Origin of the sequence: Vibrio sp. SCSIO 43155 (assembly GCF_023716605.1) — a bacterium.
Classification (GTDB): Bacteria; Pseudomonadota; Gammaproteobacteria; order Enterobacterales; family Vibrionaceae; genus Vibrio; species Vibrio harveyi.
In genome coordinates this window covers 145,703-169,018 of record NZ_CP071853.1, presented here as the reverse complement: position 1 = coordinate 169,018, position 23,316 = coordinate 145,703, and the positions used below count along the sequence as shown (strand labels likewise).

At 45.3% G+C, this 23,316-nt stretch carries 19 protein-coding genes; 10 read left to right on the top strand and 9 right to left on the bottom strand.

Features of this window, described 5'->3' with window-relative positions; translation table 11 throughout:
- Window positions 1-61: 61 nt before the first annotated feature.
- Together J4N44_RS17755 and J4N44_RS17750 are read right to left on the bottom strand one after the other, a co-directional pair.
- Window positions 62-349 carry a hypothetical protein gene (locus tag J4N44_RS17755; protein WP_005449568.1) on the bottom strand — a complete coding sequence of 96 codons (288 nt, stop codon included), beginning with the start codon at window positions 347-349 and terminating at the stop codon, window positions 62-64.
- 61 nt (window positions 350-410) lie between these two features.
- Complete coding sequence (locus J4N44_RS17750; RefSeq protein ID WP_252045538.1) at window positions 411-1,328, bottom strand: DMT family transporter; 918 nt, start codon at window positions 1,326-1,328, stop codon at window positions 411-413.
- A 110-nt stretch (window positions 1,329-1,438) separates the two neighbouring features.
- Between J4N44_RS17750 and J4N44_RS17745 the strand changes: the two genes are divergently transcribed.
- Window positions 1,439-2,875, top strand: coding sequence for an aminotransferase-like domain-containing protein (locus J4N44_RS17745; RefSeq protein ID WP_009695882.1), 1,437 nt, complete (start codon window positions 1,439-1,441; stop codon window positions 2,873-2,875).
- Between the two features lie 48 nt (window positions 2,876-2,923).
- On the opposite strand, the gene J4N44_RS17740 is transcribed toward J4N44_RS17745, so the two are convergent.
- The 5 genes from J4N44_RS17740 to J4N44_RS17720 all read right to left on the bottom strand — a co-directional run bounded on the left by J4N44_RS17740 (window position 2,924) and on the right by J4N44_RS17720 (window position 9,833).
- Complete coding sequence (locus J4N44_RS17740) at window positions 2,924-4,543, bottom strand: endonuclease (RefSeq protein ID WP_252045537.1); 1,620 nt, start codon at window positions 4,541-4,543, stop codon at window positions 2,924-2,926.
- Window positions 4,544-5,101: 558 nt separating this feature from the next.
- Window positions 5,102-6,724, bottom strand: coding sequence for an alpha-amylase family glycosyl hydrolase (locus J4N44_RS17735; protein WP_239213829.1), 1,623 nt, complete (start codon window positions 6,722-6,724; stop codon window positions 5,102-5,104).
- Between the two features lie 86 nt (window positions 6,725-6,810).
- Entirely contained in the window at window positions 6,811-7,317 is a 507-nt protein-coding gene (locus tag J4N44_RS17730) for a glycosidase (RefSeq protein WP_029788722.1), read from the bottom strand.
- 328 nt (window positions 7,318-7,645) lie between these two features.
- Window positions 7,646-8,455, bottom strand: a complete 810-nt coding sequence (locus J4N44_RS17725; protein ID WP_005449574.1) for a MalM family protein — start codon at window positions 8,453-8,455, stop codon at window positions 7,646-7,648.
- 100 nt (window positions 8,456-8,555) lie between these two features.
- On the bottom strand, window positions 8,556-9,833 hold the full coding sequence (locus J4N44_RS17720; protein ID WP_005449575.1) for a maltoporin: 1,278 nt from the start codon (window positions 9,831-9,833) through the stop codon (window positions 8,556-8,558).
- A gap of 446 nt (window positions 9,834-10,279) precedes the next feature.
- Here J4N44_RS17720 and glgX point away from each other — a divergent pair, with 446 nt between their 5' ends.
- The 9 genes from glgX (at window position 10,280) to J4N44_RS17675 (ending at window position 19,994) form a co-directional block, all read left to right on the top strand.
- On the top strand, window positions 10,280-12,247 hold the full coding sequence (glgX, locus tag J4N44_RS17715) for a glycogen debranching protein GlgX (RefSeq protein ID WP_050938319.1): 1,968 nt from the start codon (window positions 10,280-10,282) through the stop codon (window positions 12,245-12,247).
- A gap of 252 nt (window positions 12,248-12,499) precedes the next feature.
- Window positions 12,500-14,221 carry a sensor domain-containing diguanylate cyclase gene (locus J4N44_RS17710; RefSeq protein WP_252045803.1) on the top strand — a complete coding sequence of 574 codons (1,722 nt, stop codon included), beginning with the start codon at window positions 12,500-12,502 and terminating at the stop codon, window positions 14,219-14,221.
- Between the two features lie 254 nt (window positions 14,222-14,475).
- Window positions 14,476-14,631 (top strand): hypothetical protein, encoded by a 156-nt coding sequence (locus tag J4N44_RS17705; protein ID WP_252045536.1) that lies wholly within the window; start codon window positions 14,476-14,478, stop codon window positions 14,629-14,631.
- Window positions 14,631-15,422, top strand: a complete 792-nt coding sequence (gene cobA, locus J4N44_RS17700; RefSeq protein ID WP_045485795.1) for a uroporphyrinogen-III C-methyltransferase — start codon at window positions 14,631-14,633, stop codon at window positions 15,420-15,422. The genes J4N44_RS17705 and cobA overlap by 1 nt, the downstream gene beginning before the upstream one ends.
- A 25-nt stretch (window positions 15,423-15,447) precedes the next feature.
- Window positions 15,448-16,476, top strand: a complete 1,029-nt coding sequence (gene asrA, locus J4N44_RS17695) for an anaerobic sulfite reductase subunit AsrA (protein WP_252045535.1) — start codon at window positions 15,448-15,450, stop codon at window positions 16,474-16,476.
- Window positions 16,476-17,276 (top strand): anaerobic sulfite reductase subunit AsrB, encoded by an 801-nt coding sequence (gene asrB, locus J4N44_RS17690; RefSeq protein WP_009706541.1) that lies wholly within the window; start codon window positions 16,476-16,478, stop codon window positions 17,274-17,276. The genes asrA and asrB overlap by 1 nt, the downstream gene beginning before the upstream one ends.
- Window positions 17,277-17,288: 12 nt before the next feature.
- Window positions 17,289-18,290, top strand: a complete 1,002-nt coding sequence (asrC, locus tag J4N44_RS17685; protein ID WP_005429205.1) for a sulfite reductase subunit C — start codon at window positions 17,289-17,291, stop codon at window positions 18,288-18,290.
- Between the two features lie 7 nt (window positions 18,291-18,297).
- Window positions 18,298-19,443 carry a cyclopropane fatty acyl phospholipid synthase gene (gene cfa / locus J4N44_RS17680; RefSeq protein WP_252045534.1) on the top strand — a complete coding sequence of 382 codons (1,146 nt, stop codon included), beginning with the start codon at window positions 18,298-18,300 and terminating at the stop codon, window positions 19,441-19,443.
- Between the two features lie 314 nt (window positions 19,444-19,757).
- Window positions 19,758-19,994: a hypothetical protein gene (locus J4N44_RS17675; protein WP_005449600.1), complete on the top strand. Its 237-nt coding sequence runs from the start codon at window positions 19,758-19,760 to the stop codon at window positions 19,992-19,994.
- Window positions 19,995-20,088: 94 nt separating this feature from the next.
- On the opposite strand, the gene J4N44_RS17670 is transcribed toward J4N44_RS17675, so the two are convergent.
- Together J4N44_RS17670 and J4N44_RS17665 are read right to left on the bottom strand one after the other, a co-directional pair.
- Window positions 20,089-21,459, bottom strand: coding sequence for an L-serine ammonia-lyase (locus J4N44_RS17670; RefSeq protein ID WP_252045533.1), 1,371 nt, complete (start codon window positions 21,457-21,459; stop codon window positions 20,089-20,091).
- An 11-nt stretch (window positions 21,460-21,470) separates the two neighbouring features.
- Window positions 21,471-23,012 (bottom strand): sodium:solute symporter family protein, encoded by a 1,542-nt coding sequence (locus J4N44_RS17665; RefSeq protein WP_252045532.1) that lies wholly within the window; start codon window positions 23,010-23,012, stop codon window positions 21,471-21,473.
- Between the last annotated feature and the right edge of the window lie 304 nt (window positions 23,013-23,316).

The window sequence follows — 23,316 nt, the reverse complement described above, 5'->3', positions numbered from 1 at the left end:
TGTCTTCATTTGCTAAATCAATGAAGACAAGGTAACGAAGGGGATGTCGAAAAAGTGTTGATTAAGCGTTCAACAAAGGGACGTTATTACGTACTAGACCTCGACGCACGCTGGTGCACATTTTGCCAAAGCGACGAATTTCATCAAATTGAGGAGTGATACCGCGTTCCATCGCCGATTCCCAATAACTCAATTCTGAATCAACCATCTCCAACAGTTTTTTAGGACAACCAATGCATTGTCCTTCAGGACCACAAACAAACGTCTCTGGTTCATAAATCGGCAGTTCAGCTTTTACTTGTGCAATGATATCGCGCATTGCGGTCATTCGATCTGGCTTGACGGTCATTACCCGGCTCCACACAATATTGAGAGCCGGATTGTACTCTCTGGCACGCAAATGTCCCTACCTAATTTAGGTATATTTTACGTTTTTGCTTTGCAAACTTTGATTTAAGCGTTGGAAATTCAGGCTTTTTCGCCACCAAATATACTGCGGTCGCTGCCAACACAAAGCCAATAATACCCATCCAATCAAATGACTCACCGAACGCAAACCAAGCTTGAAGCGCCGTGGTTGGAGGCACAAGGTAAAACACAGAAGCAACGCTTGATGCCGCACCATTCTTGACCATGTACAGCAACAATAAAATTGCTACGCAAGACAGAACCACCACTAACCAAATCAAGGTGAAAATAAACTCCGCTGTCCATTGCACCTGCATGGTTTCAAACTGCATTGCAACAGGTAGAAACATCACCAATGCCGCCAAATATTGCACCATTGCGCCTCCCACCATGTCCACTTGTTGACAGTATTTCTTTTGATACAACGTGCCGACGGTAATACCAAACAGAGATGACAAACACACACCAATCGCTAAAGTTTTGTGCAAATCCGACTGCCATTCCATCTTACCCATCAGCACCATCGCAATGCCGACAAAGCCCAATGACAAACCAATCCATTGTGATGGCTTAAATTGCTCAGAAGCGAACACTACCAGCAGCACGGCCGTTAAAATGGGCTGTATACCTACCAATAACGAGCTTAGTCCTGCTGGCATACCCAAACTAATGGCAAAGTACGTCCCACCTAAATAAAAACCGTGAATCAATACACCAACCACGCAGCTGTGCCAAAAGTCCTTGCCCGTTGGAATACGACGACGCAGCAAGACCACTATCACTAGGAACAGCAAAACATTAAACGCCATGCGAATCGACAATAAGGTTGCTGGTTCAGCGTATTGCAAACCAAAGCGTGCGCCGACAAACCCAGAAGCCCAAAGGATAACGAATACAAAAGGAATGGCTCTGATTAACATGATGCGCCCTCACTCTACCTGTTTTTAAATTTTGAATGTTTTTCAATCTCGAATGTTGCTAATGTAGTTAGGTACAGTGTTTTCAAAAAGTGACAGATGGAAGTGTTTTTATGGGTACAGATTTAATCAGTACGCTTGATGCGAACAAGTACTTGATCGTCGAGCACCACCTCAAACAGGCGATCAGTAATGGGGTCTATCAACCGGACGATAAGTTACCTTCCATCCGTCAATTAAGCACCGAGCTTAAAGTAAGTAAAAACACGGTGATCCGTGCCTACCAAGAGCTGGAAGCGCAAAGCATGGTTTATTCTGTGCCCAAATCCGGTTATCGCGTAAAACCCACAGAACAAAGTGAAGCCAAGATCGCCAAGCCTACGCGTGTGGATTTACTTTCCGTGTGTAAGCAAATCCTCACTTACCCTGAGTATCAAGAGCGGCTTCCGACTGGTTCTGCACACCCAAATATTGATGCCCCAGCAATCAAAAGTCTGTATGCCGAAATTGGTCGCCATAGTCGCCAGCAAAGCCATATATCCAGCCATTATCAATTGCCACCAGGCGATGATTTGTTGATCAAACAGTTGGCTAAGATCACTCAAGATCTGGGAACTCCTGCGAATGTTGACGATCTTCTGGTAACCCATGGTGCCCAACAAGCAATCAGCCTTGCATTAAGAGCAACAACACAAGCCGGCGATATTGTCGCTGTCGAATCACCGTGCTATTTCGGTAACTTATTAATGCTTGAATCGCTTGGTTTACAAGTGGTTGAGATCCCAAGCTGCCCCCGAGATGGTATGGACCCAGACGCACTAGAAAAAGCAATGGCAACATGGGAGATCAAAGTCATTGTCGTCACACCGAACTTTACCAATCCAACCGGCTCTCTGATGCCACTTGAAAGACGAAAGCAGCTACTCGCGGTCTCTGGAGACGTTCCCATCATTGAAGATGATGTATTTGGTGCGTTGAGCTTCGATAAGACTTTGCCAAGCCTACGAAAGTTGGATGAAAAACAACGAGTGATCTATGTGAATTCTTTATCGAAAACGCTCGATTCACGGCTTCGCATTGGTTGGATGCTGGCAGGGCGTTATCGCGCTCAGGTCGAGCAGTATTTATTGTGTGAAAACATGGGCAGCTTGAACTTGATGCAGTCAGCGGTGGCGACCTTTTTGACGTCGGGGAAATATCGCACGCATACGGCGCGAATGTGTCGCGTGTACCAAGCAAACGTCCGTCGATATTTGCAAATGCTAAATCAATGTTTAGACGCACACTTTGAATTAAAAAATAATTATCAAATCAATGCCGTACAAGGCTCATTCTTACTTTGGTTACGCTTACCACCAAAAACTGACAGCTACGCGCTCTATCAAGCCTGTAATGAACACAAGATCAGTATTCTACCCGGCTCTGTATTTGGCACGCAGGGGCAGTACCAAAACTGTATCCGCCTCAGTGTGGCGAACTTCGGAGCTGAAAAAAACTGGCAGCCAGCTATGGAAACCCTCGCCAAGCTCATCGCGAAGTTTGCACAATAAAAACAAAGCCGCCCAAGTGGACGGCTTTATTGGGGTCTGTTGACGAGATTAGTTACCCCAAACCATTTCGACAAATTCCGGATGATCGACGTACGGGTTACGGTTACCCTGGAAATCAAATACCTGTTGGTTACGATTGATTTCTTTCGCGCTCACCGGATCGTTTTTGTGCCAACGCTTAAGCATGTTAAGCATCCATGGTTCAAATACCGTCGTGCTTGTGCCATTGAGTACAGCGTCTGAACTGCTTGAGTTCTTTTCCCAATTACCAATCACGTTTTCGTATCGTGTTGCCATGTAGAAGTAAGCACGAGCGAAGTCACCTTTAAACTCATCAATTGGCTCAAATACTGTGCCTGAGTAGCCCAAAGATGCACTGGCTGAGCCTAATTTTGAGCCATTATTAGAAACATAAGTACTGCTCCCCACCTCGCCAAATGGCCAGTTGCTACGCTTAGCATTCACATAACCATCGGTCGCAAACAAATGGTGACCGTCTGAGTTCATTGGTTCAACTTTGCCACCAAACCAGCTTTTCGGGAATGAGTGTTCGCGGTTATAGCAATCCCCTTCAGCTTTGTATTGACCACACTGATCTGTCACTTTGGTAAAGCTGACAGCATCATTACCCAATGGTTTTTCTGAGTACATGTCTAGGATTGTGCCGTCTTTTTCATAGTAGTTGTCCAGATCGGCATCTTTCACCAATGTCCAAATCGCAGAGTAGCCACGACCAGTGTGATTATTGATGATATTGAACAACGCCGTTTTCAATGCAAAACCTGTTTTGCCTTCCGCCGCTTTGTAATATTCCCCGACGACCGGTGGTGTAGTTGCTTCACCAAGCGTGAAACTGGTGGTTTGCGTTTTATTAAATTCACCACCTGAAGCAAGCGTTTTTTGACCAAGCATCAAAGCGTACGAGCCGTTACCGCTGCTGCAACAAATGCCGTCACCGTAGCTATCATTGATGGTAAATTGATAGTCACCATCGGTTAAGCACATGGTCTTTTCATAGGTTTTAGAAGAGTCGAAGCTTTGACCAGAGAAGAGTACTTTTGATTGACTGTCCTTCAGTTCCCAACTGGTTTCTGAGCCGTAACTATCAGTCGTCAAAGTCAGTTGGATTTCATTATCATTACAGCTTTCAACCGGAGGCTGAGTACCTCCACCGCTTTGGTTAGGTAGGAAGTTATCGACATACACTACTTCAGAGCCATCAAAGCCCGATTCATCATAGAATCTCAGACCAACGTTAATGGTTTTATTTGATGATGCGGTATAACTGTGTGTGAGCTGTTGCCATTGATTGGTTTGCTTAGGGTTTGAATAACCATGGTACCCATCAACAATCAGACGCGCTTTAACATTGCCTTCAGTGTGATAAACAGACACTGCAAATGGATAGGTTTTCCCTTGCTCCACATTAATGGTTTGCAGAAAGTCCGTGTTGCTTTGGGTACCCGTATTCACGACTACTTGCGCCGCTAAACCACCGGACTGCACTTGGTTACTAGTAGGAGATACCGCAATACCAGAGTCAATCACAGCCCATTGTGTTGGCGTATTGCCATTCCACTGTTCGAAGTCACCGTTGATGACGTCACTGTAGGCGAATGGAGAGCAAAGCAAAGGTAGGATAAAGAGGGGTTTCGCTATGGATTTCATTATAATTTTCCATTGGTTATATAAATTCAAGAAAAGATAAACATAATGATCACATATAAATAAGCGTTAACTCACAATTTTACGTTGCACGAATGTGAATATTCTCATTATCGTGCAGAGCATCTCACAAATTGCGTACTGTTTCTCGATTTGGATAGCATCGTTTGTTCGATATAAAACAGTAAGATAGAACATGCGTATAGAGATAGAGATGGGATAGGAATCGAAACAACAGAGCATGTCATGCCCAATTAACTTCAAGATGCAGGATTCAGAGCGTTGTCATGGATTCCCTGTTTCCCGAAGGGCACTCTTTGCAAACAGTAAGACCTTGTCCTGTATACTTTGTTGTCGGCTCTTGATTTAGAAGAACTAAACCTTTAAATCGCCGCCACGTCTACAAACTAAATCACTCTCGCTGAGTCAAGCATCTTGGAATTAGCTGGGTATATGATTTCTAAAACGTACAAAAAAAGCCAAGTGAGTCTCTATGGGGGTAGAAGACTGCACTTGGCTTTGGATAGAAATAAAATACTAATGAGCAAGTAGCCTTAGATGCTATTGCACACTCGACGTTACTTTAAAGAATCGCCCTTGTAGTGCGGACATTGGGATCTGGTATTGCCCATTACTTGGTGTGATTGTTTGGTTCGTTAGCAAATCCACCAGCGCTTGAGAGCTACCCACTTGCGCCTCGGTCAAAATAACGTTTCGAGCGCTTTCTAATGTATTAAGCGCAAACAACACCTGATCACTGCCAGACTTTTTCAGATCGACATAACTACCATTGCTCGCCGCTAAGTTAACGCGAGAACCTTGATACAGGGCTGGATGAGCTGCACGCATCGCCATCAAAGATTTAACGTAATTTTTTAGGTCAACTTGATTTGCATCCAAGGTTGCTGTCACACCCTCAATCTTAGCGCTGCTGCGGGCGACATGGTCATCGCACACGCCTCGCACGGCGCAGGTGTTATTGTCTTCTTTCGCAGCAAACCCATCAACTTGATCGCCAATTTCGTCGCCGTAGTAGAGCGTAATTGGTCCGGTATAAGCCGCTTGGAAAGCAAACGCAGCCTTATGACGTTGCCAATACTCGGCGTCATTAATATCAGCCATACCGCCGCGTTGAAGTAAGTCACCAAAACGAACTAAATCGTGGTTGCCAATCATTAAGTTTGGCTGCGCATGGGATGGATACTGATTGTGCGTTTGGTAGCCATTATCCAACCAATCAACACCTCGCCCACCCACGCCACTTTCATTTACCGCTAACGTTTCTACGATGCGGTAACGCATTGGGAAGTCGAACGCCGAGCACAACGCGGGATCATCCGCAGACCCATACGCTTCACTTGCGATATCAGATTCGCCCTTCCAAATCTCTGCAACCATATAGCCAAGAGGGTTAACGTCTTTGCCATCAGCATTTGTGTAAGTCACACTTTGCGAAGCATCATCGACAGCTTTGCGGATCTGTGTCCATGCATCCGTTGGTACTTGATACGCCTGATCCAAACGCCAGCCGTCGATCTTCAGCTCTTTCACCCAATAGGTCGCCACTTCTTTGTAGAAGTCTAAGCTGGCAGGATAATCAACAGGATTACTACCACCAGTAGGCAGCAAGCCAGACGGAGAAGGTTTGATCAATCCATCTTTGTGGTGACCGAATACGCCATCAAAAAAGACATACAAACCACGCTTGTGTGCCTCATTAACTAAGGTTCTTGCCGTTTCTAAATCGCCAAAGCGAGGATCAATCTTAAAATAATCCGTAGCAAAATAACCCGTTGCATCCAAGCGATCTGCCCAGTGATCTTGTCCCGCAATCGCTTGAGACTCAAAAACTGGCGTCAACCAAATCGCATTCATGCCTAAGTCTTGGATATAATCCAGGGAATCAATGATGCCTTGTAAGTCGCCATTGTGATGACTGGTACCATATCCGGTCCCATGACCTATGTTTGAATCACCATCGACAAAGCTCTCAACCATGATCTGATACGTGCGAAGCTGATTACTTTGCTCCATCACATTCGCTTGGCAGACATAACTCGAATCTGGAAGTGGTGTACTGCCACTATCACTGCCGCCAGAGGAATTACATGCCGATAAAACGCCGACAACACTCAACGCAATAAGCGATTTACCAAGCAGTTTATTATATCGGATATTGTGCATTAAACTCTCCCAAATAAAATTAACCCCGACACGTTCTCCATGTAGGGGTTAATAAAAAAAGCAAATCTAAATAACGAAATGGAATATTATTGGCACTTATTAACCATTACATGAAGTGGTTTGCCTTCGCCTTCAAATTGAAGACTCCAAACATATTTACCATCTTCTTTAATATCAACCGCTGTATCCGTTCCGTAGCCACCGAAAGTCAGTGGTGTTAATTCACCCACGTTCATTCGATTGCCTTTCGCAGTAAATTGTGGGAACCACAACTCTGTCGCGTACTGCATTTTGTAAGAGCCTGCTTTTTCTTGCGTCACAACTTGGTAGAAGTTATTACCTTTATAAGTGTATTGGCGTTGAGGTACATGCTTCCAATCTGAATCAGCAAACGTACCAACAACAAACAGTGGTTTAGAAATTGGACCTTTCGCCGTGCTATCTGGGTTATCACAAGCCGCCATAAAAGCGACGACTTCATCTTGAGATAGATTAACAATAGGCTCAGCCGCCGCTTCTGGTTCTGCCGTTGATTGACAGCCAGCAAGAGCAACAAGTAAGGCAGCAGCAAGTGATGTTTTCATCATGTTCATTTTCACGTTAATTCCTTTTTAATATTCCAAAGTAAATAAAAACTCACCAAGTTGGTAAAAGTTTAATATTTAAAAAGAACAAAATATCGAACTACCGATAAAGAATATTATTCTATATCTTGCTGAGCCAGATTACTTTGATAGGTTTAATTATTTCCTAATCGATGACGAGTAAGGTTAGGAACACAATTTAATTATTGATCTGTTAAATATAAAAAACAAAGTAAAACAAATAAATTTGTGAATAAGCTAACTATATGTAGGGGTGAGTTTTAAACACTCAAATAGAGTAATAAAAAAGGTCAGCATATCGCTGACCTTTTTTTAATTATTTTGTATTTACTGCTTTCACAAATACTTCTTGTGCACCTTCGATGCCCAATTCTTTCGCTTCATCAAGCAGTGTTAGTGCTTTCGGAATATCATTAGCCGCGACCGCTGCTTTAATCGAGCTGTGGTAGTAGCTGGTTAAATCCGTACCTTGTGGGATATTGTCGTTTTTCGCGACAATTTTAGTATTCACGATATCGTTCGCGGATACTGAGAAGCGGAACTGACCAAGTGGGCTGTGTTTCGCTTGAGGATCTGCAATATCTGGCGGCTGAGTGTGATTTGCCAGTGCGAAGGCTTTTGCAGGGTGAAGAACTTCTGAACTTCCTTTTAGATCATCGGAAGTGGTGTAAACCAACACATGCAAATCGTTACCTGTCATGTCTGGAATTACATTCATTTCAAGTACGAACTTATCGTTATCCAGTAGTTTTGCTGGCACGTACTCAAACTTTGAAAAATCTGCTTGGTAAATAGGTTCACCCGCCGCATTCATTACAACGACGTTTGGTGCATAGAACTCTAGGTTCTTGTTTACGAATGTCTCTAGTTTAATATCGAGACTGCCGCGATTACCCGGTAGAGCGAACGCTGCAATTGCGCCTGCGCTATTACCATCTAATAGCATTTGGCTTTTATCAGTCAAAGCGAACTCAGTAACCGCAGGTACATCAATTGGTACCCATTGAATATCACCCGACTGCGTGATCACTTGTTGCTGACCTTTCGGGCTCATGTCTACTTGTTCTACAGAAGAACAACCCGTAGCCAACATTCCCAACAGCACGGGAGCAAGCCATTTTTTCATTACCGTCTACCTCGACTCGTTATTGTTTTTGAAATAAATACAGCCAGATAGGTTCTGGCTGTATCATTCTAGGACAATTTAGGACTTAATGGTTAGATGATTACCACCAAGCTTCCGCTTGTACACCGAACTGGAATGTATCGTCAGAACGACCGTTGTCGAATGTGTTTGAGTTGTCCGCTTTATCCGCTGTTAGGTAAGAAGCGTATAGACGGATTTCAGGACGAGCCCAGAAGCTAGAACCAGCAGACCATGCTTGAGCAACTGTTAGCTTACCGTATTTGTTTTCGTCACCGTCGTTATCATCAATCGCGTAACCCGCTTCGAAGATAGTTTTGTGGTTGTCGTCCCATTTGTACATTGGACGAACGACTACAGACATAGTTTCCCACTTGTCTTGACCAGCCCACATTTCTTCACCAACACCGTATACTAACTGGTGACCCATTTCCCAGCTGTCACCCATGCCGATTACACCCCAGTTGATTAGGCGGTAACCAGATGCGCCATCTTTCGCTTCTGCACCGTACCAGCTACCGTCACCGTAAAACGCCATTGTTTTAGAGTAACCTTCAGTACCGTACTGAACTACAGTTTTGTTGAAGCCTGAATCTAGACCTTGAGTCAATTCAGCTGTGAACATTACGCCATCTTTTGCATCTTTAGTGCTGTTTGGCGCAGCGTCAGTTTCGTTAACTAGTGCGTAGTTAAGACCTAGCTCTAGAGAAGCGTTGTTCCATAGTTGAAGACCTGCGTAACGTGCATCAAGTGTGTTTACGTTTGCAGCTTTACCGTCGTTACCTGGGTCAGTGATGTCGCTACGGTCGTTACGTACCCATGCTAGAGATAGTTTACCTGGACCCGCTTCGATGTTTTCGATACCAGCACCAGCACCAGAAATGTTCCAGTAGTAGAAGTCAGAGATATGGATATCGTGACGTTGGTAGTAACGTTTACCAGCCCATAGCGTTGCTTCTGGAGCGAAGTCTAGAACGCCTTTAGCTTGAACGTTGAACTGACGTAGAGCAAATTGTGCATCGTCAACACACTCTACTTTGTCGCCCTTAGCATTTAGACCACAGTTAGCCGAAGTGCTTTCCCAGTCGTTTGAACCGTTAGAAGTCATTGCGAACATTGAGTCAACGTAGAACGTTTTACCGTTGTTGTTGTAAACTTCTTTACCTAGTTGAACTTCACCGTATACATCGCCTTCGTTACCTAGACGACCGATTTTGTTCTTCTCAAATGTTACTTGTTGGCCACCATCAGCGCTCACACCAACACCAGCACGCATGTAACCGTGGAAATCCACTGCGAAAGCAGAACCAGCAGCTAAAGTTGCAGCAACAGCAGCAGCAATTACACTTACTTTTTTCATTCTTAACTCCATTAAGGGTATTTATAATTCTGTCTTCCCTGCTCACTCTTTTAGGTGAATATAGGCAGTAAAAATGCACCTAAAGAAAGAGAGGTAAGATGGGAACAAGTCCCCGTTTGTTTCAACAGTCTTAAGATTACCCAAGGCGTACAAGGATGACGTCCTCCACCCCAAACTAATTTAGGGGGGATGAGAAAGGATGAGAAAAATTACCGAATGGTGTTTTTTCGAGTCAGATCACCAATCTAGGGAGGAATTAGTAAGTTTCTTCGGTTTATAGTGGCTACAAAGTGATAGCCATTTCATATTTTCGTCAAAAATAGGACGTAGAAAGTAATTTAATTACAGTGATAATTTTCGTTCTAAGGTGGTTGACCTAAGTAAGACAAAGTTTTTTACTTATAGTTTCTTAAAGGTAGCAATAAATATTAAAAAAAGTATCTCTGATGACACGACTTCACTCTCGCCCCTACCCACTTGGTGCAACCCTAAATAAAGAAGGTTGTAACTTCGCTATTCATGCGCCAAGCAGTAAAGACATTCAACTTGCGCTCTTTGCAGAAGACGGCAGCTATGCACTGTACGACTTACCAAATGAATATGCAGGTATTCGTCATACTTTTATTCCAGACATTAAATCTGGGCAGAAGTATGGCTATGTGGTGACGCATCAAGACCAACCTTTGCTGATTTCTGATCCTTACGCAAAGTCGATTGATAAAGCCCTCCACTACCAACCTCCTTTCTCTCCTGCAAAAAGCTTTGATATGCCTAAATGTGTCGTTATCGAGGATCACTTCGATTGGCAAGACACCGATCACCCTCGCATACCAAGAGAAGAGATGGTGTTATTTGAAACCCACGTAAAAGGGTTAACTCAACAACACCCAGAGGTCCCAAGTGATGACAGAGGACGTTACCTAGGTTTATCGTCACCTGAGATGTTGGCGTTTTACAAACAACAAAACATCAATACGTTGCAATTGCTACCTGTTGCTGCGTGTATGCACGAGCCGCATTTGCTTAAGATGGATAAGGTGAACTATTGGGGTTACAACCCTTACCTTTTCATGGTGCCAGATCCTCGTTATGCCGAAAAAGATGCCGTCACAGAACTCAAAACTACCATTCGAGAGCTGCACAAGCACGGCATCGAAGTGATTCTTGATGTCGTGTACAACCACACGGCGGAAGGCGGTGAAGGTCCGACTATCTTCAACCTAAAAGCACTCGATCCTCGCTGTTACATCAAGCATGGTCCTCACTATGCGAACTTCACTGGTTGTGGCAACACGGTGGACCTGACTTATCAGCCAGCACTTAACCTCGTTATGGATACGCTGCGTTACTGGGTGAGCGAATTTAAAGTTGATGGTTTCCGTTTTGACTTGGCAGCAACACTCGGTCGCCAAGGGGATGATTACAACCCTGAAGCGGCATTCTTTAAAGCGGTCGCGCAAGACCCAGTTCTTCGCGAGACAAAGCTGATTGCAGAACCTTGGGACATCGGTCCTAATGGCTACCAAGTGGGTAACTTCCCATTTGGTTGGAACGAGTGTAACGACAAACTGCGAGACATCTCCCGCAGCTTCTGGCGCGGCGATCAAGGTTACCTAAAAGAGTTTGCGACGCGCTTGATGGGATCTCGTGATATCTACAGCGCAGCGAACTGGCCTTACAAACTCACAGTCAACTACATCACATATCACGACGGCTTTACCTTGCAAGATCTCGTGTCTTACAAGCAAAAACATAACGAAGCCAATGGCGAAGAGAACCGTGACGGTCATGGTGATAACCGCTCGGAAAACTATGGCGTTGAAGGTGAAACCGAAAACCTAATGATCATCGCTACACGCGAAAAGCAAAAACGCAACCTGATTGCTAGCTTGCTGTTTGCGTTCGGTATTCCTCATATCCTGACTGCAGATGTGTTATCCCATACGCAAGGTGGCAACAACAACGCCTACTGTCAGGATAACGAGACTAGCTGGTTGAGCTGGGCGACGTCTGAGCGCAAGCAAGATTTCAAAGCATGGATTTCACAAATGGTGGCAAACCGTAATCAATACATGGTGCCATTCATTCGTGCTTTTAGTGGTGAAAATCGTAATAACAACCGCATCTTCTGGCGTCGTATTGATGGCAGCTTGATGGAACATGACGATTGGAACCGTTTAAGCTCAGTAGCGCTGCATTTAGGCATTGGTAAAGAAGGGCAAGAGTTGGTTTACTTGATCAACCAAACCAATGCACCAGCGCGCTTCAAGCTGCCAAGTGAGCGTGGTCAAGAATGGGTGACGGTGTGCGATACCAACGTACGTAACCTAAACCCAGGACATGCGGAAGGAGAAGTCCTGTTGTCTCCAACTTCGATGGCAATTTTGCACTATAACCCAAATCAAGAAGCCTAACAGATTCGCCGTCCAATCCTATAAGTTCTTACAAACCCAGCTGCATGCTGGGTTTGTTTTATGGACGTTTCGAGCAGATATCCATCAATCAGGTCAAAGAACACACCATACGCATTGATGCGATAATGAAACTAATCTAATATCGTTAGCCAAATCACATTTATAATATCTACAACGTAATTTGGCACCATGGCTTTACCTAAATTCTTAATCCGTATTCTGCGGCCTTACCTGCTACTTCTCGCAGGATTTATGGTCTATCTGGCTTATGCTCAGTTAGTTGATTCTGAGTCGATGGTTTATCGGCAATCTCAAACCAATATCATCACCGCCGAGCGGCTGATCCACTCCCAAATCGAAGCGGCTTTCAGCAAATTCTATCTACTAGAAACCGCACTAAAGACAAGCAAGCAAGACCTTAATGATCCTGACTTTCATGAGCTAAGCCAAGGCATCATCGATTACTCACCACAGTACTCCAACATTCTCTACACCACGACAGATAGTAACATTGCCTATGGTCTTTCTGGTCAGGTAAAACAAGCGGATATCAGCAAGATCTTATGGCATAAGCTGAATACCGTCAGTGATAAATTTTCCATCTCTTCGCTATACCAAAACCCGCAACAACGCTGGGTATTTGCCATCAAACATGACAACCCAGACCTCAAATACCAACTTTGGTTAGAGTTCGATCTCCTCCATACTACTCAGCAGCTACGCGGTCTTAAAACTTTGAATAAAGGCTATGTGTTTGTCGTAGACAGAGACACCGAACGCTTAGTGTTCCATCCTGATCCAAGCCGAATTGGCGATAACTCTGTCAGTTATCACGGTGGCATTAGCGAGAAAGTAGCCGCAGGATTGTTGTTTGGTAAACATGAATACTATTACCAAGATAACTTTAAGATTTCGGTCTTCGACGCAGACAACGGATTAAACTGGGTGTTTGTGGCGGGCACAGACCGCGCCGACATCCTCAACAACAGTTATCCATTTACTCTTACTGCAGGTGTCATTGCTTCTTTATTAGCTCTAGCGATTGGTATCAATTACCTCACTTACCAACTGCATTTGTCACTCGCGCGCCTAAATGGCACTGAGAGCGTTGATGAGTTCAAAACCCAACTCAAGCATGTTTTGGATCGTTTCTGCTATCACAGAGGCATACAGTTCTGTTTATACGACAGCTTGAATTACAGCTTTTACACCCTCGATTATCACGGTAACAAAAAGCTCGTCTTAACCGATGCCGAGCTCGCAGCGCGTTTTTCTCATAGTGCGTTCACTTACCGCAACAAGAAGTACGGCGACGAGTTGACGAAAAAGCTCAAGATCAACAGTAATCACTACTGCATTCCGTTGTTTGATGGACGAGAACTGCTTGGGGTGACTTACGTCAGTTGCCGATTCCCAACCTACAAATGCGTGCTCAGTTTGATTCAGAACTACGCCCAAGTAGCGTTGGCAAACCTCAAATTGCATGACCGTTTACGCCATCAAGATCCAATGACGCAACTCGAAAATAAAGCGTGTTTAGCTGCAAAAGTGTCGAGAGAGCTTCATTCAGAGAACCGTTTTATCGCGATGGTCGATATTGATAACTTCAAATACATCAACGATAAATTCGGTCATCCAGTGGGCGATTTGGTCATCCAAAAAACAGCTGAAGTGATGCGCGACTGTTTCCCTAAACCAAAAGGGATTTGTTTAGCGCGCTATGGTGGTGAAGAGTTTGCAATCGTGTTCCAAGCCAATGACGAATTCGATGCCAAACACCAACTGGATAACTTCCTAACGGTGCTGCAAAGAAGCCATCTCACTTTGGGTTGTGGCGATGTGCGATTTACGGCAAGTGTTGGATTTACACCATTAGAAACCAGTTACCATCACGTGGTGGAGCAAGCTGACAAAGCACTTTATCAAGCAAAAAGATTGGGCAAGAATCGCGTCTGCCACCTAAAAGCAGCATAACGCTTTTCTTTTCCAAAAACGACAAAGCCAGTGCAAACATCGCTCTGGCTTTTTTATTTTTATTACAGTCAGTTAAATCAAAAAAACTGACACTCCCCTTTCCTCTTTCCCGTCTTTTAACCGACTCAAGTTCTGCCCCCAAACACCCTCTCGTTAATCAGTTCTGAACAGGTGTTTATTTTTCTTTGATTTAACTTAACGGCTCTCACCAATAACCTTAAATGCATCAGGGGATTGCATGAAGCCAATTGAAAATGAAAGAACTGGACGATTACATAGAGCAAATAAATTTAGACCTGCCTAACGAGATGTTAGAGGAGCTAGGTTGGATTAGCGACAACGTTCATCAAGTGTTTTATTGGCTCATTGCCGCCATCCTATTCGTTGTATTGATTTGGGGTATTTTTTAATGAAGGCATCCAATCCATCTTATGGTCAGGTTTATTTGGTTGGGGCGGGCACAGGCGATGCATCACTGCTCACCATTAAAGCATTTCGTTTGCTCAATCGCGTTGATGTTGTGCTTTATGACCATCTGGTTTCGGAAGAAGTCTTGGATGTAATTCCACGAAAAACCCTAAAAATCTGCGTAGGCAAACACTACGGTAAGTGTTCGCAAACTCAGGCAGAAATCAACCAAATGATGAAGGGCTACGCAATCACAGGTCTGACGGTATGTCGCTTAAAAGCGGGCGACCCGTTTGTATTTGGTCGAGGCGGTGAGGAAGCGACCTATTTAGCTCAACAAGGTATCAACTATGAAGTTGTGCCGGGTGTAACTGCAGCGCTCGGGTGCTGTGCTTATGCGGGGATACCGGTCACTCATAGACAAGTTTCGAGGGGTGTCACCTTGGTAACGGGTCGAAACTGTAATGATGCTAGCGAACCAAATTGGAGCGCACTTGCCGCCATCGACCACACCCTAATTTTCTACATGGGGCTACACAAAGCAGAAGCGATCGCAGACAACCTGATTGCTCACGGTCTCGCGCCAGATACACCTTGCGCTATCGTCAGCAATGGGACACGAGAAAATCAAAACAAGATCGTCACTACCTTAGCTGGACTGTATGAAACCTGCAAAACGCAAAAACCACCATTGCCAGCAATCATAGTGGTTGGAGACGTGGTTTCCCTTTCACAGTCACTGGAATGGTTTGAGTCCACCGCCGAGCCCTGTTTAGAACGCACGATTCATTAGTTTTTGAAAATAACGAGATAGAACAATGCCTAAGTTTTTAACTACTCAGCAAATGGGTTCGGCGATCGAGGCGTTACGTCAGAGCTATAAGGTGATGGCGCCCGTCTATGAAGAATACGCGGGTCGTTTTGCCCATACCCCAAATTTGGATTACCAAGAATTAGAACGTTACGACCAACTGGAGTGGAAAGAGAAAAGCCATTTTTCAGCCAAAGAGATCGTCTTCCCAATTACCGAAACCCTATTTTGGTTTAACGCCGACGAGTTACGAGAATCCAGTGTCGATGCGCGCCCTGTGTTTCTGTTTCTCAGAGCTTGTGACATCAATGCGCTCAAAAGCCTTGATTACATGTTTTTAGAAAACGGCGGTCACGAAGACTTCTACTACAAACGTCTGCGCCAGAAACTCAAACTTGTACTGATTGAATGCAGCGAAAGTTTCGAAAACTGCTTTTGTGTCTCTATGGGGACCAACAAAACCGATAACTTCGCCGCTTCAGTGCAATTTAGTGATCACGGCGCCATTGTCACTATTAAAGATCCAGAGCTAGCGCCCTACTTTTCACAAGGCAAAGACGTTGAGCACAGTGTCAGCTTCGTCAAGTCCAATCCAGTCAAAGTCCGCACGCCAGATTCGGTTTGCGATGACCCAACGAAAATACGTGAAGTGTTACTCGGTCATCCAGTGTGGTCAGAATACGATTCACGCTGCATTGGTTGCGGTCGCTGCACTTCTTCATGCCCGACTTGTGCCTGCTTCAACGTGTTTGATGTGGTTTATAACCAAGAAGCCAAAGTGGGTGAACGTCGCCGTCAACACGCCAGTTGCATGATTGATGGCTTCTCGGATATGGCTGGCGGTCACAGCTTCCGTCATAAAACCGGAGAGCGCTTACGTTATCGCGCCTTGCATAAGGTCAACGATTTTAAGTCTCGCCAAGGCGAACACCATATGTGTGTCGGATGTGGACGCTGCGACGACCGGTGCCCTCACTACATCTCATTTAGCAACATCATCAACAAGATGACATCGATTGTAGAGGAGGCGCTCTAATGTGCGATTGTGAAAACAAGATGCTGCCGCAAAGCTACCCGATTATTCATATCGAAAAGCACACAGAACTGGAATGGAACTTTCGCGTCGCGTGCGACTTTCCGGTGCACTACGGACAATTTGTCGAAGTGGGTTTATCCCTTGTGGGTGAAGCTCCTATTTCCGTCTCCGATTACGGCTTAGGTTACGTCGACTTGCTGATACGTAATGTCGGCAAGGTAACCAGCGAGCTGTTCCAATTAAACGCCAGTGATCGCGTGATGATGCGCGGCGCAATGGGCAATGGCTACCCGATGGAAGCATACCAAGATAAACACCTCATCGTGGTCGCGGGCGGCACTGGCGTTGCTCCGGTTAAAGGGCTGATTAACTACTTTCACAACAACCCAAGTGATGTGAAGAAGATGTCTTTGATCCTCGGATTCAAAAACCAAGATGCCGTGTTGTACAAAAACGACTTGCTGAATTGGTCTTACTCCAATCACGTCATCACCACCTTGGATGACGGTGGCGACGAACACTTCTATGAGAGCGGCTTAGTCACCGAGCACATCAGCAAGCTTGACCTCTCTGACAAAGAAAACATCCGCGTCATCGTAGTGGGTCCACCAATCATGATTAAGTTCGTCGTGCAGGACTTCTTATCCAGAGGCATTCAAGAAGACCAGATTTGGGTCGACTACGAACGCAGAATGGCTTGCTCAGTTGGTAAATGCGGTCACTGCCGAATTGGTGACAAATACGTGTGCTTGGATGGTCCGGTTTTCCGTTATGACCACGCCAGAACCATGATCGATTAGGAGGGAATCACTATGACGATGGACGTAGATATCATCAAAATGCGCGCCAATGGCGATTACCGCCTATCGAAAGTTCGCGGCGAGTGCATGATCAGCGTGCGCATTCCAGGTGGCATTATGCCCGCATACTTACTCGGTGCTGCGCAAGAGATCGCCGAAAAATGGGGCAATGGTGTCATTCACCTCACCACACGACAAAAACTGGCGATGCCCGGCATTCGTTATGAAGACATTCCAGAGGTCAACAAAGCGCTTGAGCCTTTCATCAAAGACATCACCGTCGATACGTGCGGCATTGATGTCGAAGACACGCAAGCAGGTTATCAGTCAATTGGTGGACGTAATATCGTCGCGTGTCAGGGCAGTCGAATCTGCCAGAAAGCCAATACTGATACCACCGGCTTGGCACAGCGAATGGAGCGTCACGTTTACCCAAGTAAATACCATTTAAAAATGGTCATGGCAGGCTGTCCGAACGATTGTGCCAAAGCCAATATGGCGGATTTCGGCATCTTAGGTATCGCCAAGATTAATTTCGAAAGCCATCGCTGTATTGGTTGTGGCGCCTGTGTCAAAGCTTGTGCGCACCACGCAGTAGATTGCTTGTCACTCAAAGACGGTAAAGCGGTGAAGGAAGAAAGCAAATGCATTGGCTGCGGTGAATGTGTGCTTGCTTGTCCGACACTTGCTTGGCGTCGAGATCCAAAACAATTCTATATGGTCAAACTGGGCGGTCGAACTTCGAAGAAGACCCCTCGCGTTGGCAAGATGTTCCTCAATTGGGTAACGGAAGACGTCCTACACCCTGTCATCGACAATCTGTTCGAATTTGAAAAAGAGATGTTGGGCGGTAAGCCGATTTACCTTCACATGGGACATCTGATCGATAAAGGCGGCTACTTGCGTTTTAGAGAGCGTGTCTTAGATGGCGTTAGCCTAAATCCAGAAGCCAAAGTCGCCGAACGTATGTATTGGGCAGAAGATGAATACGTAGCGAACATGCACGTGAAATAGGCATAATATGAACAAACTAGAAGAAATGTTTAAAGGGGCGTTAGCCCCGGCAGGTATTACCATTAACGGCTCGAATCCGTGGGATATCCAAGTATTTAACCCAAAAGTGTATGAGCTTGTGATGCAGTCAGGCTCCTTGGGTTTAGGGGAAGCGTACATGTCCAAGATGTGGGATTGCAGTCGCTTGGATCAGTTCTTTGAACGCGTACTTTTAAACGACATTGAAGGCAAACTGGGGCTGGCTGAAAAACTCAAGTTTGCCTCTTCCGCTGCGAAACTAAAATTGAAAAGCTGGGTTAACCCGCAGAGCATTGAGCGCTGTAAATTCGATGTACCGCACCATTATGACATCGGCAATAAGCTTTACCAAAAGATGCTCGATTCACGCATGACTTACACCTGCGGATACTGGAATCGAGCTTCGACACTGGATGAGGCGCAAGAGCACAAGATGGATTTGATTTGTCGCAAGCTCGATCTGCAACCAGGGATGCGTATTCTCGATATTGGCTGTGGTTGGGGAAGCTTTATGATTTACGCAGCGAAGAAGTATGGCGTTATCTGCGATGGTCTCACTCTATCCAAAGAACAGAAGAAGCTCGGCAGCAAACTGGCGATAGAAAATGGCGTAGTCGCGAACTTCATTTTGAAGGACTACCGCGAGTTCAAACCCACCGTACAATACGATCGCATCGTTTCTATCGGTATGATTGAACACGTGGGACCGAAGAACTACGCGGAATACTTCGAGTGCGCAGAGCGCTTCATGAAAGACGATGGCGTGTTCTTGCTACACACCATTGGTTCACACCACAGCACTACCGCATCGGACCCGTGGATCTCGAAATACATCTTTCCAAATGGTGTCATTCCATCGATGAAGAACCTCGCAGAGGCGATGGAAGATCGATTCAACATCGAAGATGTGCACAATTTCGGTGAAGACTACGACAAAACCCTGATGTGCTGGTTCTCCAACTTCCAACAATCGTGGAATCAAATCAAAGGCGATTACAGTGAAGATTTCTACCGCATGTGGAAATACTACTTACTCAGCTGTGCTGGCGCCTTTCGCTCACGAGATTTGAGCCTATGGCAACTCGCCCTAACTAAGATTGGTCGCCCTCGTCCACTGACCGTACGTTCCATGTAAGCAATCTGCCTCCAGATTGTGTTTTGAGCACCTTCGTTTGGCTCCAAGCCAGAATGGGCGGTTTCATTCTGGCTTTTTTTACCGTTCACAGTTCACTTTCACAGTCCAAAAAGTCCCATTTAGGGGGCTTTTATAGTGACTCTCCTCGCAAAAACTAATACTTAGTAACGTCTAGTGTTACTTTTAGTCTTGTGCGCTATGACTTGTTGAGCATTGATGGTGCCGTTCGCTCGACTCAGGCAATCTTCCTCTCAACCAAGGCTCATCCCAACAAACAAAACCAGAGCCAAGATACCATTTTTAGAGTCACCACTATGAAAGCCATCAAATCAATCATCATCGCACTACTGTTTACATCAACACTTTCTGGGTGCGTTTCAACGCCCGGTCACTATCGCTTGGCACCCAACGTTCGTCCTACTTTGATGAATGCCAATATCAACGTTCAACCACTGGTTAACACCGCAGTCTCCGTTGGCAAAGTCGTACTGCCTTATGCGATATCAGCGGGACATGCTTACGTTAATACGCCTTACTTCTTATTGCGATAGCCACATCAAATTCATAACGGTTACAGCGACAAAAAACAAAGCCGATGCTTCTCAGTGCATCGGCTTTTTATGTTGATTAGACTTGTTTGACTCATTATTCGCAAGGCGGCGCCAGGTGAATCAAAGCCAATCCGCCCAGTGACGTCTCGCGGTATTTCTTGTTCATGTCTTTGCCCGTTTGATACATGGTTTCAATCACCTTATCCAACGAGATCAAACTTTTACTATTACGCTTTAATGCCATGCGAGAAGCATTGATCGCTTTCATTGCACCCATCGCATTACGCTCAATACACGGTACTTGCACTAAGCCACCAATTGGATCACAAGTCATGCCTAGTGAGTGCTCCATGGCGATCTCGGCCGCAATACAAATTTGCTCATTGCTGCCACCACGCAGTGCCGTCAAGCCAGCTGCCGCCATGGAAGAAGACACGCCAACTTCGCCCTGACAACCCACTTCGGCACCCGAAATAGACGCATTGGTTTTGTACAAAATGCCAATCGCACCGGACACAGCAAGGAAGTCTTTAAGCTGTTTGGTATCAAGCTCTTTGATGAAGCGATGGTAGTACATCAATACCGCCGGAATCACACCTGCTGCACCATTAGTTGGAGACGTTACGACTTGTCCACCAGCGGCGTTTTCTTCACTCACAGCAAAAGCAAACAGGTTAATCCAATCCATGATTTCCATTGGATCGTTTTCGATTGCTGCATTTGCTTCAAGTTTCTTCAGCAAGTTTGGCGCACGGCGGGTCACGTTCAAGCCGCCGTCCAAGATACCTTCTGTCTCGAAACCACGCTCCATGCAACGCGTCATCACACGCCAGATCTGTTCTGCGCGTTGATTAATGGCTTCCATATCCTGAAACGCTTGTTCGTTTTTCAGAATCATGCCACCGAGGCTCATGCCATTCTTCTCTGCTTGTGCCAACATTTCGTCCGCACTGGAGAATGGAAACTCAACTTCTACGGGAGCAGTCGCACTGCCATTTTGCAGTTCATCCGCCGTTGCTATGAAACCACCACCGATAGAGTAGTAAGTTTCAAACCCAACCTGATTGCCATGCGCATCTAACGCAGTAATCGTCATGCCATTCTCATGCAGAGGAAGGTTCTCTTCGTGGAACAACATGTCCGTTTTGTAGCTGAATTCGATTTCATGACGGCCATCGACAGACATCATGCCCTCTTCAATCGCCTTGCGCATCGCTTTGTTCGCAGAAGCGATTTTGATGGTATCTGGTTTGTTACCCAATAGACCTAAAATCGTTGCACGGTCAGTATGGTGACCAATCCCCGTTAACGAGAGTGAGCCGTATAAATCGACTTGAATACGAACCACTTTTGCCAAGTTCGATTCAATCAAACGAGTGAAGTGGTAACCCGCGATCATTGGACCATTGGTGTGAGAGCTAGAAGGGCCCACACCAATCTTGTAAATATCAAAGATGGACAGCATAAACTTACCTATTACGACAATGCAGCATAAAGCCAATCAGGGAGAACCATACAAGCAGCGATGGTCGCCACAGCGAACACCAACAGCCCGTAATGGCTTGCGGTTGGCTTTGCAAAAAGATGTTTTTGATTATTGATAAAGATTTGTTGCTCGGCAGTCACAGCGCCCCAACGACGGCTCACTAACACACCAAACAAAAGGAAGACGAACGTACCAATTGGCGCGAACCACGGCCAAGCCACGTCGAGATACATCGCAGTAAACACCGCAATCACACTCATGATACTGCCAACGATCACGCCTTTCTCATTGGCTTTCGCCCAGAATAAACCAAGCACGAATGAACCCAAACGGATACCAACAAAGATAGAAGTCAGACTGGCGATGGTTTTGAGTACCGATTCATTCGATACCGCCAGAAGAGCTGGCACTACCACCATGGCCGCAGCAAGCAAACTCATCTTTCTTGCGACGTTTTCGTAGTGCTCATCATCGGCACTTTTACGAACGAAACGCTTATAGATATCGAACGTCGCGACGGTGGCCATCGAGTTGTAGGTCGAGTCCAGCGTCGACATTGCGGCCGCTGCCAATGCGGAAATGATCAAACCAACGACGATTGGGTTAGTGTGGTTGAAGACGAAATCCAAAATCACTTCGTTGCTATTTTCAAACGATTGATCTTGATAGAAAACACTCAAAAGAACACCGAGTACCGCGAAGAACAAGTACACGAAAAACGCACCGTAACCACACAACAGCATAGACTTCTGCGCCGTCTTTTCACATTTCGTCGCTAACGTGCGTTGGATGATCAATTGGTTGGTGCCGTACACACTCAAATGCAAAAAGCTTACTGCAACCACGCCAGCCCAAAGTGTGGTATCCACGCCCAAATCAAAGTCTAAGTTGATGATATTCAGGTGATCACGAGAAAGGTAATCTGCCGCGTTAATCTCTGTCATTAGAATGGCAAAGATAGCGATGCTGCCCGCAACCAATACTGCAGATTGCAACATATCGGTCCAGATAACCGTGGAAATCCCGCCCGCATAGGTATAGCAAGCGGTGAAAATACTAATGTAGATAATGGCTTCAGAAATACTGATAGGCAGAACTTGCACTAAGATCAGCGCCACGGCATACAAAATCACACCCGCTGAGATACATTGAACCACAATGAACACAATCGAGTTGATGGTTCTTGCATACACCCCAAAGCGGTGCTCAAGGTATTCATAAATCGAAGTCAGACCCAGCTTATAGAAGACAGGTACAAAGAAAATGACAGTGAAAAAGATAACGATGGGATAGTTAAGGTGAATACTCATCGCTTCCATGCCAGAGCTATAAACCCAACCAGGCATCCCTACAAACGTCATCGCACTAATGTAAGTCGCAAGTATCGAAACACCTGCCGTAAACCAGCCAAATTGCTTTCCACCCGTGGAAAAGTCGCCACCATTGCTGTAGCGCTTATTCACTAAATAGCTGATTAGTATGGTAATTGCTACATATAACGCAATCACCACAAAACTTGAGTACGTAACCATTTTAAGGTTTTCCTAATTCTGGGTAGCTAATTATTATGCCCAGATATTACTGTAAAAAGGCATTTTTAAACGACAATCCCACTGTAAGTGTGATTATTATCACCAATATAGGCGAAAATGTATTCAAAATCGCCAAAAACGCCGATTAGTGAGATCCTTGTCACTAAAACCCACAAAATGGGTACGCATTCATTTTAAAATTGATTTTGATCACGGATCTAATAACCTTAAAAAAACTATGATTCACCCCGACACGAAATCGAAGATGATCCAAATAAGATCGTATTCATTAAGTTTGAATAGC

Excerpts from the sequence above, each read along its gene's own strand:
- J4N44_RS17755 (WP_005449568.1), bottom strand. The coding sequence starts at position 349 with ATGACCGTCAAGCCAGATCGAATGACCGCAATGCGCGATATCATTGCA.
- J4N44_RS17750 (WP_252045538.1), bottom strand. The coding sequence starts at position 1,328 with ATGTTAATCAGAGCCATTCCTTTTGTATTCGTTATCCTTTGGGCTTCT.
- J4N44_RS17745 (WP_009695882.1), top strand. The coding sequence starts at position 1,439 with ATGGGTACAGATTTAATCAGTACGCTTGATGCGAACAAGTACTTGATC.
- J4N44_RS17740 (WP_252045537.1), bottom strand. The coding sequence starts at position 4,543 with ATGAAATCCATAGCGAAACCCCTCTTTATCCTACCTTTGCTTTGCTCT.
- J4N44_RS17735 (WP_239213829.1), bottom strand. The coding sequence starts at position 6,724 with ATGCACAATATCCGATATAATAAACTGCTTGGTAAATCGCTTATTGCG.
- J4N44_RS17730 (WP_029788722.1), bottom strand. The coding sequence starts at position 7,317 with ATGAACATGATGAAAACATCACTTGCTGCTGCCTTACTTGTTGCTCTT.
- J4N44_RS17725 (WP_005449574.1), bottom strand. The coding sequence starts at position 8,455 with ATGAAAAAATGGCTTGCTCCCGTGCTGTTGGGAATGTTGGCTACGGGT.
- J4N44_RS17720 (WP_005449575.1), bottom strand. The coding sequence starts at position 9,833 with ATGAAAAAAGTAAGTGTAATTGCTGCTGCTGTTGCTGCAACTTTAGCT.
- glgX (WP_050938319.1), top strand. The coding sequence starts at position 10,280 with ATGACACGACTTCACTCTCGCCCCTACCCACTTGGTGCAACCCTAAAT.
- J4N44_RS17710 (WP_252045803.1), top strand. The coding sequence starts at position 12,500 with ATGGTCTATCTGGCTTATGCTCAGTTAGTTGATTCTGAGTCGATGGTT.
- J4N44_RS17705 (WP_252045536.1), top strand. The coding sequence starts at position 14,476 with ATGAAAGAACTGGACGATTACATAGAGCAAATAAATTTAGACCTGCCT.
- cobA (WP_045485795.1), top strand. The coding sequence starts at position 14,631 with ATGAAGGCATCCAATCCATCTTATGGTCAGGTTTATTTGGTTGGGGCG.
- asrA (WP_252045535.1), top strand. The coding sequence starts at position 15,448 with ATGCCTAAGTTTTTAACTACTCAGCAAATGGGTTCGGCGATCGAGGCG.
- asrB (WP_009706541.1), top strand. The coding sequence starts at position 16,476 with ATGTGCGATTGTGAAAACAAGATGCTGCCGCAAAGCTACCCGATTATT.
- asrC (WP_005429205.1), top strand. The coding sequence starts at position 17,289 with ATGACGATGGACGTAGATATCATCAAAATGCGCGCCAATGGCGATTAC.
- cfa (WP_252045534.1), top strand. The coding sequence starts at position 18,298 with ATGAACAAACTAGAAGAAATGTTTAAAGGGGCGTTAGCCCCGGCAGGT.
- J4N44_RS17675 (WP_005449600.1), top strand. The coding sequence starts at position 19,758 with ATGAAAGCCATCAAATCAATCATCATCGCACTACTGTTTACATCAACA.
- J4N44_RS17670 (WP_252045533.1), bottom strand. The coding sequence starts at position 21,459 with ATGCTGTCCATCTTTGATATTTACAAGATTGGTGTGGGCCCTTCTAGC.
- J4N44_RS17665 (WP_252045532.1), bottom strand. The coding sequence starts at position 23,012 with ATGGTTACGTACTCAAGTTTTGTGGTGATTGCGTTATATGTAGCAATT.